This is a genomic window from Pseudomonas putida, from assembly GCF_001941965.1.
GTDB lineage: Bacteria > Pseudomonadota > Gammaproteobacteria > Pseudomonadales > Pseudomonadaceae > Aquipseudomonas > Aquipseudomonas putida_L.
This window is the reverse complement of record NZ_MKZO01000025.1, coordinates 353,484-367,664: the sequence shown is the minus strand read 5'-3', so window position 1 is coordinate 367,664 and position 14,181 is coordinate 353,484. Positions and strand designations below refer to the sequence as shown.

Annotated in this window: 2 protein-coding genes; both read right to left on the bottom strand. The window is 66.8% G+C overall.

Translation table 11 applies throughout. The annotated features are described in order from the left end of the window. Position 1: 1 nt before the first annotated feature. On the bottom strand, positions 2–10,810 hold the full coding sequence (locus PSEMO_RS15965; RefSeq protein WP_075803941.1) for a non-ribosomal peptide synthetase: 10,809 nt from the start codon (positions 10,808–10,810) through the stop codon (positions 2–4). Beyond that, positions 10,807–14,178, bottom strand: coding sequence for a non-ribosomal peptide synthetase (locus tag PSEMO_RS15960; protein WP_075803940.1), 3,372 nt, complete (start codon positions 14,176–14,178; stop codon positions 10,807–10,809). The genes PSEMO_RS15965 and PSEMO_RS15960 overlap by 4 nt, the downstream gene beginning before the upstream one ends. Between the last annotated feature and the right edge of the window lie 3 nt (positions 14,179–14,181).

Genomic DNA, 14,181 nt, shown 5'->3' with positions numbered 1-14,181 from the left:
CTCAGGCTCCTGCCATTTCGTTCATCAGTTTTTCGATATCGGACAGGCCGTCCTCGGTCAGCGACAGGCCGCTGTCGGCAATTGCCTGGATAAAGTCGTTCAATTGCGGTTTCTCGAAGATAAGGCGCAGCGGTACGTCGATACCGAGGCCGGAATGAATGCGGGAAACGAGCTGGGCGGCGAGCAGCGAATGCCCGCCCAGTTCGAAGAAGTCATCGGCAAGGCCCACGCGCCCGACCTTGAGTACCTCGGCCCAGATCGCCGCGATCTGCTGTTCCTGCTCACTGACCGGGGCCACGTAGGCGCGTTGCGCCAGGCTGGCGTCCGGGGCTGGCAGGGCCTTGCGGTCGAGCTTGCCGTTGGGGGTCAAGGGCATCGTTTCCAGCCAGGTGAAATGGCTGGGGACCATGTAGTCCGGCAGGCCGGCTTTCAGGTGGGCCTTGAGGGCGCTGCGCAGTTCCGCGGTGTCCTGCTCCGCGATCAGGTAGGCCGCCAGCTGGTGATCGATATCGATGACCACGGCTTCGTGGACCGCCGGGTGCTCCAGCAGGCGCGCCTCGATCTCGCCCAGCTCGATACGGAAGCCGCGGATCTTCACCTGGTGGTCGAGGCGCCCGACGTACTCGATCAACCCGTCGGCGTGGTAACGGGCCACGTCGCCGGTGCGGTACAGGCGCCCGCCGGTGGTGGAGAACGGATCCGGCACGAAGCGCTCGGCGGTCAGAGCCGGACGCTGGTGGTAACCACGGGCCAGGCCGTCGCCGCCGATCAGCAGTTCGCCCCGGGCGCCAACCGGCAGCACGTCGAGGTCGTCGCTGACGATGTGCAGGGTGGTGTTGGCCAGCGGCTTGCCCAGCCAGACATCGTCGGCACGGGTGAGGTAATGCCGGGCCGACCAGATGGTGGTTTCGGTCGGGCCGTAGACGTTCCACACATGGCCGGCCTGGTCGATCAGGCGCTGGGCCAGTTCGGCGCCCAGGGCTTCGCCACCGCAGAGAATGGTCTTGCCCTTCAGCGCGCCGACTGGCGCCGCATCGAGGATCATCCGCCAGCTCGACGGCGTGGCCTGGATCACGCTGGCCTGCTGTTCGGCGATTACCTGCAACAGGGCCTGCGGGTCCTTGTTCTGCTGCGGCGCAAGCAGCACCACCGACGCGCCGCGAATCAGCGGCAGGTACAGCTCCAGACCGGCGATATCGAAGGACAGCGAGGTCAGCGACAGCACCCGGTCTTGAGCCTTCAGCCCGGGCTGGTCGGCCATGCTGAAGAGGAAGTTGACCAGCGCCTGATGGTGGATGGTCACGCCCTTCGGCAGGCCGGTGGAACCGGAGGTGTAGATGGCATAGGCCAGGTTGCCAGGGCTGGCCGTGGCGGGCAGGTCGTCGCTGGCGTAACCCGCCAGCCAGTCGCCGCTCTGATCCACGCAGAGGGTCTGAACGCCCTGCGGGATGGTCAGTTGCTCCAGCAGCGAGGTCTGGCTCAGCAGCAGTTGCAGGCCGCTGTCCTGCATCATGTAGGCCAGGCGGTCGCGGGGGAAATCCGGGTCCAGCGGCACATAGGCGCCGCCGGCCTTGAGGATCGCCAACAGGCTGACGACCATCTCCGGCCCGCGCTCCACGGCCACGCCCACCAGCACATCCGGGCCGACGCCCAGTTCACGCAGCTTGTGCGCCAACTGGTTGGCATAGGCGTTGAGTTGCGCGTAGCTCAGGGACGCTTCGCCACTGACCAGCGCCACGGCCTCCGGCGTCGCCAACACCTGCGCTTCGAACAGCGCCGGCAGGCTCTGCTCGCGGGGGTAGTCGAGCTGGCTCTGGTTCCAGTCCACGAGCATCTGCTGGCGCTCCTCGGCATCCAGCAATGGCAGCTCGGCGATGCGCTGGTTGGCGTCGGTACAGATGCCTTGCAGCAGGGTGCGCCAGTGCCGGGCCAGGCGCTCGATGGTGGCGGCATCGAACAGCGCCGTGGCGTAGCTCAGTTCCGCTTCCAGGCCGGCGGCATGCTCGACGGTGTTCAGGGTCAGGTCGAACTGCGCCGACTGGCTGTCGGCGCCCAGCACCTCCACGCTCAGGCCTGGCAGTTGACGCGCCGTGCTGCGGGCTTCGGCCTGGTGGTTGAACATCACCTGGAACAGCGGGCTGTGGCTCAGGCTGCGCTGCGGTTGCAGGGCTTCCACCAGTTGCTCGAAGGGCAGCTCCTGATGGGCCTGGGCTTGCAGGGCGGTGTGCCTGACCTGCTGCAACAGCTGGCTGAAGGTGCCGTCGGCGCTGAACTCGGCCTTGAGCACCTGGGTGTTGACGAAGAAGCCGATCAGCTTCTCGGTCTCGGCCCGGGTGCGGTTGGCGATCGGCACGCCGACGCGAATATCCGTCTGCCCGCTGTGACGTTGCAGCAGGGTCTGGAACGAGGCCAGCAGGAGCATGAACAGGGTCACGCCCTGCTCCCGGGCCACGGCCTTGAGGCGCTCCACCAGTTGCGCGTCGAGGGCGATGGCCCGGCGGGCGCCGGCCAGTTGCTGGATCGCCGGGCGCGGACGGTCGGTGGGCAGTTCCAGCACCGGCTGTTCGCCGCCCAGTTGCGCGGTCCAGTAGGCGAGCTGGCGCGCCTGCTCGCCGGCTTCCATCCACTGGCGCTGCCACAGGGCGTAGTCGGCGTACTGGAATGGCAAGGCGTCGAGGACGATGTCCTGGCCCTGGCTGAAGCCTGCGTACAGGCGCACCAGCTCGTCGACCATGATCGGCATCGACCAGCCATCGGACACTGCGTGATGCTGGGTCAGCACCAGCACGTGCCGGTTTTCGGCGAGATGCAGCAGCTTGACCCGCAGCAACGGGCCCTGTTGCAGATCGAACGGCCGACAGACCTCGGCGGCGATGCAGGCTTCCAGGGTTTCGCCGGCTGCCAGCGACTCGACCGCCAGCACGAACGCCGTGGCCGGGTGGATCACCTGCACGCCGCGCTCGCCGTCCTGGCGGAAGGTGGTGCGCAGGGTTTCATGGCGGGCGATCAGGGCGGCGAAGCTGGATTCCAGGGCTTCGATATCCAGCTCGCCGTCCAGGCGCAGGGCTACCGGGATGTTATAGGCGGCGCTTTCCGGCTCGAGCTGCCAGAGGAACCACTGGCGCTGCTGGGCGTAGGACAGTTCCAGCGGCTGGCTGCGGTCGGCGTGGACGAAGGCCGGGGCGCGGCTGCCCTCGCCCTGCCCGGCCAGCGCGGCGAAGGCGGCCAGGTCGGCGGCTTCGAAGAGGTTGCGCAGAGTCAGTTCCAGATTCAGTTGCTGGCGGATGCGCGAGACGACCTGGGTCGCCAGCAGGGAGTGGCCGCCCAGTTCGAAGAAGTTGTCGGTCAGGCCGACCTTCTCCACTTGCAGGACTTCGGCCCAGATAGTCGCAAGCTGTTGTTCCAGCTCGCTGACCGGGGCGACATAAGCACCTTGCAGGTTGGCCGCGTCCGGCTTGGGCAAGGCCTTGCGGTCCAGCTTGCCGTTGGCGGTCAGCGGGAAGGCATCCAGCAGGATCAGGTGGGCCGGGACCATGTAGTCCGGCAGGTTGGCTTTCAGATGGGTTTTCAGGGCCTCGCGCAGATCGGCCTGGTCCGGGTTGGCCGGGATCAGGTAAGCCGCCAGTTGCTGACCCGCCGGGCCATCGACGGCCAGCACGACCACTTCACGAATGCCTTCGTGCTCTTGCAGGCGCGCCTCGATCTCGCCCAACTCGATACGGAAGCCGCGGATCTTCACCTGATGGTCGATCCGGCCGGCGTACTCGATCACGTCCTCTTCGCGGAAGCGGGCAAGGTCGCCGGTGCGATACAGACGGCTGCCGTCCTTGGCGAAAGGGTTCGGCACGAAGCGTTCGGCGGTCAGGGCGGCGCGGTTGTGGTAGCCGCGAGCCAGGCCGGCGTGGCCGACATGAAGCTCGCCGCACACACCGGTCGCGACCGGGTTGAAATCGCTGTCCAGCACGACCATCGACAGGTCCGGGATCGCTGCACCGATCGGGCTGACCTCGGCCTGCGCCAGGTCCGCCTTGGTGATCGGCCGGTAGGTCACGTGCACCGTGGTTTCGGTGATGCCGTACATGTTGATCAAACGCGGTTTCTCATCGCCGAAGCGCTCGAACCACGGTTGCAGGCTGCCCACCTCCAGGGCTTCACCGCCGAACACCACATAGCGCAGGCTGAGTGCTTCACTGGCAACCCGGTACAGCTGCTTGAACGCCGATGGCGTCTGGTTCAGTACGGTGACCTTTTCATCCACCAGCAACTGGTTGAAATCTTCCGGCGAGCGGGTCACTTCACGCGGGACAACGACCAGGCGACCGCCATGCATCAGCGCGCCGAAGATCTCCCACACGGAGAAGTCGAAGGCGTAGGAGTGGAACAGGGTCCAGACGTCCTTGTCGTCGAAACCGAACCAGTCCTCGGTCGCCTGGAACAGGCGCAGCACGTTGTGGTGCGGCAGCAAGGCACCTTTCGGCTTGCCGGTCGAGCCGGAGGTGTAGATCACGTAGGCCAGGTTGTCCGGCGAGGTCAGGTTGACCGGGTTTTCATCGCTGTAGCCCTCGAATGAGCCCAGCAGATCGGCCTGGGTCAGCAGCAGCTTGATGCCGCTGTCCTGCTGCATGTAGTCGAGACGGTCCTGTGGATAATCCGGGTCCAGCGGCACGTAGGCGCCGCCGGCCTTGAGAATGCCCAGCACGCCCACCAGCATTTCCAGACTGCGCTCGACCGAAAGCCCGACCAGCACATCCGGCCCGACGCCCTGCTCGCGCAGCTTGTGCGCCAGTTGGTTCGCCCGACGGTTCAGCTGTGCATAAGTCAGTTGCTCCCCGCCAAAGCTCACAGCCACCGCTTCCGGCGCCCGCGCCGCCTGCGCCTCGATACGCTGATGAATGCACTGCTCGCCCGGATAGACCGCCACCTCCTGGTTCACGGCCACCGGCAACACCAGCTCACCCAGCGCCCGCGCCGGATCCTCGATCAGCGCCGCCAGCAGATGATTGAAATGCGCCGCCAGTTGCTCGACCGCCTGCACGCCGAAGGCACTGCGGTCATGGCTGATGCGCAGCGACAGGCGCTCACCGGTGTTCACCACCAGGGTCAGCGGATAGTGGGTCTGCTCCTGGGTGCGCACCTCACCGAAGCGCAGCCCGTCCGGCGCCGCCTGTTGCAGCGCCTCGGACACCGGGTAGTTCTCGAACACCAGGATCGAATCGAACAGCGCCTCGCCGCTCCAGCCCGCCCAGCGCTGCACGTCGTACAGCGGCGTGTGCTCGAACTCGCGCAGGGCGATGTTCAGCGCCTGCACCTGGTGCACGAACCCGGCCACGGACTGTTCGGAACGCGGGCTCGCGACTACCGGCAGGGTGTTGATGAACAGCCCCAGTTGCTCTTCGATACCCGCCAGCTCGGTCGGGCGCCCGGCCACGGTGGCGCCGAAGGTCACGCTGGACTGCCCGGTATAGCGTTGCAGCAGCAACAGCCACGCCGACTGCACCAGGGTGTTGAGGGTGACCCGCTGCTCACGGGCAAACTCGCCCAGGCGCTGGCTCAATCCCGCGTCCAGCGCCTCCAGGTATTCGCCATAGCCCTCGCCATCCGCCGCGCCCTTGAGGGCTTGGGCCAGACGGGTCGGCTCGTCGAACCCGGCCAGTTGCTCCAGCCAGAAGCGCTTGCCGGCTTCGGCGTCCTGGCCTTGCAGCCAGTGGATATAGTCGCGGTACTGGCCGCCCTGGCGCGCCGGCACCTGCCCGGCATAACGCTGCAGGACTTCGCCGAGCATGCGCGAGCTGCTCCAGCCGTCCATGAGGATATGGTGGCTGGTGTAGATCAGTTCATGCCGATCATCGCCGGTGCGGATCAGCGCCACCCGCAGCAGCGGGCCCTGGCTCGGTTCGAAGCCCTTGTTGCGCTCGACCCGTGCCCAGTCGTCGAGCCAGTTGTCGAGGTCGGCGCGCTCGCGGGCGTCGATTTCCACGAACGGCAGTTCGACCCGGCGCTGGACCACCTGCACGGGCTGGCTGGCATCGCTGACAAAGCCGCTGCGCAGCACCGGATGGTGGTCCAGCAGCGCCTGCCAGGCCTGGTGCAGACGGGCCGCTTGCAGCCCGCTGACACTGACCCGCAGCTGGTTGATGTAGTTGCCGGCCTCTTGCGCATACAGGCTGTGGAACAGCATGCCCTGCTGCATCGGCGCCAGCGGATAAATGTCCTCGATACTCGCGGCGGCTTGCGGCAGACGGTCCAGGTGTTCCTGGCTCAGCCCGGCCAGCGGGAAGTCCGAGGGGGTCACGCCGTGGTTGCCGGCCTGGCAATGGCGGATCAGCGCGGTCAATGCCTGTTCATAGGCACGGGCCAGCGCCTCGATGGTCTCCGGGCGATACATTTCGCGGCTGTAGGTCCAGTCCAGGCGCAACTGGCCGTCGAACACCTGGCCATTGACGCTCAGCCAGTTGCCCAGCGGGCCTTGCGGGCACAGCGGCTGGCCGCTGCTTTCGCCAGCCAGGGCAAAGGCACCCTGCTCCTGGTCGAAACTACCGTCGAACTGGCCCAGGTAGTTGAAGGTCACCCGTGGCTGCGGCAGGGCCGCCAGCTGGTGGGCGAAATCGCCGTCGCCGAGGTAGCGCAGCACGCCAAAGCCCAGGCCCTTGGCCGGGACGCTGCGCAGTTGCTCCTTGATCGCGCAGATCGAAGCGCCAGCCTGCGCAGCCGGGGCCAGGCGTACCGGGAACAGGCTGCTGAACCAGCCGACGGTGCGGCTCAGGTCGATATCGTCGAACAGGTCCTCGCGGCCATGGCCTTCCAGTTGCACCAGCACCGAGGGCTGCCCGCTCCACTGGCACAGCACCTGGGCCAGGGCGGTCAGCAGCAGGTCGTTGACCTGGGTGCGGTAGGCCGCCGGGGCGACCTTGAGCAGTTGCGTGGTCAGCTCGACGTCGAGGGTCGAGGCGACATGGGCGGCGCTGTCGATACGCAGGCTGCCTTGCGGGTTGTCCTGCGGCAGCGCGTCGGCGGCACCGTCGAGTACGCCGTGCCAGTAGTCACGCTCGGCTTCCAGCGCCGGGCTGTTGGCCCAGGCATGCAGCTTCTCCGCCCAGGCCTTGTACGAAGTGGTCTTGGCCGGCAGGGCCGCGCCGGCCAGGGCCTGTTGCAGGTCCTCCAGCAGCACGCGCCAGGACACGCCATCCACCACCAGGTGATGGATCACCAGCAGCAAGCGCTGCTCGCCCCCGGGCAGGTCCGCCAGCACGGCGCGCAGCAGCGGGCCGTTCTTCAGGTCGAGGCTGCGCTGGGCTTCGTCGGCCAGATCTTGCAATGCTTCCAGGTTCGCCAGTTCGCGGGTCCACAGCACCTCGGCACTGTTCAGCGGCGCGAACACCGCCTGCCAGCCCGCGTACTGCCGGGCGAAGTTCAGGCGCAGGGCATCGTGCTGTTCCAGCAGGGCGTGAAGAGCCTTCTGCAGATCGGCGCTGTCCAGCTTGCGGATCGGTTTGAGCAGCACCGACTGGTTCCAGTGCTGGCGCTGCGGGATATCGGTTTCGAAGAAGCGCGCCTGGATCGGCAGCAACGGCAGGTTGCCAGTGACCTGCTCGACCAGCGGGGCGGCGGCTTTCTTCTCGATCAGTTTGGCGACCGTAGCCAGTTGGCCGATGGTCTGCTTTTCGAACAGCTGCTTGGGATTGAGCTTGATCCCCTGGCGCTTGGCCCGGGCGATGATCTGCAGGCTGAGGATCGAGTCGCCGCCCAGCTCGAAGAAGTTGTCGGTGGTCCCGACCTGCTCCAGCTTGAGTACTTCTCGCCAGATGGCCGCGAGTTTTTCCTCGATCTCGCCCTGCGGGGCGACATAACGCTGCTGCACCGCGCCCGGTTTGGGCAGGGCGCGCTTGTCCAGCTTGCCGTTGGCGGTCAGCGGCAGTTGCTCCAGCAGGACGATCTGCGCCGGCACCATGTACTCAGGCAGCACCTGCGCCAGTTGCTGGCGCAGGGCTTCGCCGGTCACGCCCTCGGCCACGACCCAGGCCAGCAGTTGCAGGCGGCTGGCATCGTCGTCCTGCGCCACGGCGAGGACCACGGCCTGGTGCACCAGGCCTTGCAGGACGCGGGCAACTTCCGCCGGCTCGACGCGGTAGCCGCGGATCTTCACCTGGTCGTCGGCGCGGCCGATGAATTCCAGTTGGCCTGCGCGGTTGCGGCGCACGCGGTCGCCGCTGCGGTACAGGCGGGCGCCTGCGGGGCCATGCGGGTCCGGGACGAAGCGCTCGGCGGTGAGTGCCGGCTGGGCGAGGTAGCCGTCGGCCAGGCTGTCGCCGCCGATATACAGCTCGCCGGGCACGCGCTCGGCAACGCCGTTGAACACATCGTCCAGCACCCGGACCACGGCGCCGGGCAGCGCTTCACCCACCGGTACCACTTGCGGCACATCGCCGGTGACTTCATGGGTCAGCACGCCGACCGTGGTTTCGCTCGGGCCATAGTGGTTGACGACGCGGCACTGCGGACGCAGCTCGCGCACCCGCTGCACCAGCCCGGCCGGGCAGGCTTCGCCGCCGACGATCAGCAGGTGCCGGGGCAGCACGTCCGCCGGCCGTGCCGCCTGAAGCAGCGCGGCGAGATGGCCGGGAACGATCTTCAGCACGCCCACCTGGTGGGTGGCCATGTAGTCGGCGAAGGCATCCGGGTCGAAGCCCAGGGCCTCGGGCAGCACATGCAGGGTGCGACCGGCACACAGCGCGCCGAACAGCACGGTATGGCCGAGGTCGGCGGCGATGGTCGAAGCCAGGGCCATGCTCGCCCCCGGCGCCGGTTGCAGGCGTTCCAGCAGGCCACGCACATAGCTGGCCAGGGCGCCGTGGCTGACCAGTACACCCTTGGGCTGGCCGGTGGAGCCGGAGGTGTGGATCACGTAGGCCGGGGATTGCTCGTGCAGCGCGATGGCGGGCGCAGTGGCCGGTTGTTGCTGCCAGAGCGCGGGCTGCCAGGCGATATCGACGGGCACATCAAGGCGCTTGTCGCCTTCAGCCCGGAGTACGGCGGTGACGCCCGCCCGTTCCAGCATCTGTTGCAAGCGTTCATCCGGGGCTTTCACATCGAGCGGCATATACACCGCGCCGGCCTTGAAGATCGCCAGCAAGGCGGTCAGCCACGGTAGCGAGCGCTCCATCAGCACCGCCACCGGCTGGCCCTGGATGACACCCTGTTGCAACAGGTGGTGGGCCAGGCGATTGGCCGCTTCGTCCAGTTCGCGGAAGGTCAGGCTGTCGTTCAGGCAGCGGGCGGCGATGGCTTCAGGCTGCAGGGCGACATTGGCTTGCCACTGGCTCAGGACCGACGGCGCAGTACTCGGTGCCGGGGCCGGTTCGGCCTGCGGCAGGGCTGCCAGATGGAAAAGTGGCGCCTGTGGTTCGGCCAGCAGGGCTTCGAACAGACCCAGCAGTTGCGGGATAAAGGCCTCGACGGTGGCGCGCTGGTAGAGGTCGCTGGCATAGGCGAGATCGCCATGGATCAGTTGGCCGTCGTCGGTGATATCCAGGGCCAGGTCGAAGTGCGCGCCTTCGCGGTGCATCGGGTACTCGCTGACTTCCAGCCCCGGCAGCTTCAGCGACAGTTCCTGCTTGAGCACCACGTTCTGGTTGAATTTGGCCTGGAACAGCGGGTTATGCCCGAGGCTGCGCTCCGGCGCCAACTGGTCCACCAATTGCTCGAAGGGCACGTCCTGATGGGCCTGGGCCTCGAACGAAGTTTCGCGGACCTGCGCCAGCAGGTCGAGGTAGCTGAGGCGCTCGTCCAGTTGGCAGCGCAGTACCTGGGTGTTGATGAAGAAGCCGATCAGCCCTTCGGTCTCGCTGCGGCCACGGTTGGCGTTGGGCACACCGATGCGGATATCGCGCTGCCCGGACTGGCGCGAGAGGAACAGCGAGAAACCGGCCAGCGCCAGCATGAACAGGCTCATGCCCTGGCTGCGGGCGAAGGCGTTCAGGCGTTGCGAGAGCTCGGCGCCGAAATCGAATTTCAGGTGCTCGCCCCGGAAACTCTGGGCCGGCGGACGCGGGAAGTCCTGGGCCGCTTCCAGCAGCGGTTGCTCGTCGCCCAACTGGCGGCGCCAGTAGTCGAGCTGACGCTCGCCCTCCCCGGCTTCCAGCCACTGGCGCTGCCAGATCGCGTAGTCGGCGTATTGCAGGGCCAGCGCTGGCAGCTCCGGCTCGCGGCCTTGAACACAGGCCTGATAGCTCTGGGCAAACTCCTTGACCATCACTTCCATGGACCAGCCATCGGAGACGATATGGTGCATGCACACCACCAGCACATGCTCCTCGTCGCCGAGGCGGTAAAGGCTGGCGCGCAGCAGCGGGCCCTTGAGCAGGTCGAACGGCCGGGCGATGAACTCGCCAGCCAGGCGCGACAGTTCGGCGTCGTCCTTGACCTCGACGCGTTGCAGGTCGAGCGCCAGCGCCGGCAGGATCACCTGGCGCGGCTGCTCGCCGTCGGTGCTGAACACCGTGCGCAGCACTTCATGGCGCTGCAGCAGGTGGTCGAAGGCACGTTGCAGGGCCTGCTCGTCCAGTCGCCCGCGCAGGCGCAGGGCGGTGCTCATCTTGTAGGCATCGCTGGTCGGGTCGAGCTGCCAGAGGAACAGCAGGCGTTGCTGGGCGTAGGACAGCGGGATCGCCGCGAAGTCGTGGCGGCTTTCGACAATGGGCAGCAGGCTGAAATCCTTGCCGTCCGCGCGCAATTTGGCGAGGAACTGACGGCGCTGATCGAGCGACAGACCGACAAAGCGTTTGGCAATACGTGCAGTGGTGGTCCCGCTCATGCTTCGGTTTCCTCCAGTGAATCCATGAACTGGTCCATCTCGTCCCAGTCGTCTTCATTCGTCGTGGTGTTCAGGGCCGCAACGGCGGCGGCCAGCTCGCTCAGCAGCGGCTTTTCGAACAGGGTGCGCAGCGGCAGGCTGACGCCGAGGTGTTTCTTGATCCGCGCGACCATCTGCGCGGCCAGCAGGGAATGCCCGCCGAGCTCGAAGAAGCTGTCGTTGAGACCGACGCGCTCGACCTTCAGGACTTCGCTCCAGATCGCCGCGAGTTGGCACTCGGTCTCGGTGACCGGCGCCACGTAGCGGGCCTGGGCCTGGCTGGCGTCCGGTTGCGGCAGGGCCTTGCGGTCGAGCTTGCCGTTGGCGGTCAGGGGCATGGCGTCGAGGGCGATGAAGAAGCTCGGGACCATGTAGTCCGGCAGGCTGGCTTTCAGCGAAGCCTTGAGCTGATCGATATCCAGCTCGCTGCAGGTGACCACGTAGGCGGCCAGTTGCTTGCCCTGTGGGCCGTCGATATCGAGGACCACGGTTTCGCGGATCGCCGGGTGTTCCAGCAGGCGGGTTTCGATCTCGCCCAGTTCGATGCGGTAGCCGCGGATCTTCACCTGGTGGTCGGCGCGACCGACGTATTCGAGCACGCCGTCTGCGCGGCGGCGGGCCAGGTCGCCGGTGCGGTACAGGCGTTCGCCTGGGGCACCAAACGGATTCGGAACGAAGACCGGGACGGTGCGGCGGGTGTCGCCGACATAACCGCGACCCACGCCGGTACCGGCGACGCACAGCTCGCCCACGGCGCCGGTCGGGACCAGTTCCAGGGCATCGTCCAGCAGGTAGATCAGGTTGTTGTCGGTCGGGGTGCCGATGGGCAGGTAGGTGCTTTCGGTGGAGTTCAGATCGACGCGGAAGAAGGCCACGTCGTCCGAGCACTCGGCCGGACCGTAGGCGTTCACCAGGCCAATCTGTGGATAACGCAGCAGCCACTGGCGGGCCAGCTCGGGTGGCATGGCTTCGCCGGTCGGCAGCATCCAGCGCAGGCCGTCGAGGCTCACGCGCGCTTCGGCGAGCAGGCCCTGGATCAGCGACGGCACGCTTTCCAGCACGCTGATGCCCTGAGCTTGTACATGCGCCAGCAACGCTTGCGGATCACGGGCGATATCGTTCGGTACGATATCCACTCGGGCGCCGAACAGCGGGGCGGCGAGGAACTGCCAGACGGAAATGTCGAAGCTCTGCGAGGCGGTCTGGGCGATCACGTCCTCTTCGCTCAGGTCGAGATACGGAACCTTGCTCAACTGGTTGTTGAGCATGCCGCGCTGTTCGACCATCACGCCTTTCGGCAAGCCGGTGGAGCCCGAGGTGAAGATCACGTAGGCCAGGTTATCCGGGCCGCTGTAGCGACCTGGATTACCGGTGGCGGTGCTCTGTTGAACCTGTTCCCAGACCAGGAGTTGTACCGACTCATTGCCAACCAGCAACTCGCGAGCCTGGGCCTCGCAGGCGGCGCTGCATACCAGCACCGGCGCCCTGCTCTGCCCGATCACGCCGCTCAGGCGCTGGTTCGGCAGTGCCGGATCCAGCGGCAGGTAGCCGGCGCCGGCCTTGAAGCTGCCGACAATCATGCCCAGCAGATCCGGGCCGCGCTCGGCCAGCAGTGCGATCGGCTGGTCGAAGCCGGCGCCTGCCGCGATCAGGGCATGGCCCAGGCGGTTGGCGGCTTCGTTGAGTTGCTTGTAGCTGCGTTGCTCTTGGAGATAGCTGACCGCAATCCGCTCAGGATGCGCCGCCACGTGCTCCTCGAACTGCGCCACATAGCTGCGCTCCAGCGGATACTCGCGGGCGCTCTGGTTGCAGCCTTGGGTCAGGAATTCACGCTCCTCCTGTGCCAGCAACGGCAAGGCATCGATCCGCGCCTGCGGCTTGGCGCAGATCCCGCCCAGCAAGGTGCGCCAATGCCCGGCCATGCGCTGCACGGTGGCTTCGTCGAACAGATCGGTGGCGTAGGTGAAGTGCGCCTTCAGGTGTTCGCCTTCGCCGCTGGTTTCCAGCATCAAATCGCTGCCGGCCGCCTGCGGGCGCTGGTCTTCGCCCAGTTGCTCGGCGGTCAGGCCGGCAACATTCAGGCCGCAGGCGAGCTCGCGGCTCTCGATGGCATTGACCAGCGGACGGTGGTTGAACATCACCTGGAACAGCGGGTTGCGGTTCTGGCTGCGGGGGATGTCCAGGCCGTCGACGATGGCATCGAAGGACAGCTCCTGATGGGCCTGGGCGCCGATGGCGGTGTGGCGCACGGCCTGCAGCAACTGGTCGAAGCGGGTGTCGCCGGTCACTTCGGTACGTAGCACCTGGGTATTGACGAAGAAGCCGATCAAGCCTTCGGTCTCGCTGCGGGTGCGGTTGGCGATCAGCCCGCCGACGCGGATATCGCGCTGGCCGCTGTAGCGGTGCAGCAGGGCCTTGAACGACGCCAGCAACACCACGAACAGGGTCACGCCCTGCTGCTGGGCCAGGCTTTGCAGGTTCTTCAGCAGACCGCTATCGAGATTGATCTCCAGGCACTTGCCCTGCTGGCTCGGCAGCACGGGATGGGGACGGTCGGTGGGCAGCTCCAGCAAGGGATGCTCGTCGCCCAGGTGCGCGCGCCAATATTCCAGCTGCCGCGCCTGCTCGCCGGCGTCCAGCCAGGCGCGCTGCCACAGGGCGTAGTCGCGGTACTGGACCGGCAGCGGCGCGAGTGCCAGCGGCTGGCCGGTGACCAGCGCGTCATAGCAGGCCAGGCACTCGTCGATCAGCACGCCCATGGACCAGCCGTCGGTGATGATGTGGTGCAGGGTCAGCAGCAGGACGTGTTGCTCTTCGGCCAGACGCAGCACGCGGACGCGAAACAGCGGGCCCTGTTGCAGATCGAAGGGGGTCAGGGCCTGGGTCGCCATCTCTTCGCGGGCGGCGGTCCACTGCTGTGCCTCGGGCAGCGCGCTCAGGTCGCGCAGGCCGATATCCACCTGGCCGGTTTCGGCGACCCGTTGCAGGGCGTCTTCGCCCTCCTGGAAGAAGGTGGTGCGCAGGCTTTCATGGCGCTCGATCAAGCGGTCGAAGGCGCGTTCCAGGGCGCTCAGGTCAAAGGGACCGTTCAGGCACACCGAGACCGGCAGGTTGTAGGCCGCGCTCTGCGGATCGAACTGCCAGAGGAACCACATGCGTTGCTGGGCATGGGACAGGCCATCGCGCTCGGCGAGCCCTGCGCAGGACGGGATCGGAAACTGGGCGAAGTCCACCTCTTCCCGACGCAGCGCGTCAAGGAACAGGCTGCGCTTGGCGGCAGGCAACTCGACGAAACGGCGGGCGAGTGTCCGGGCTTGTTCGGCATTCATGCA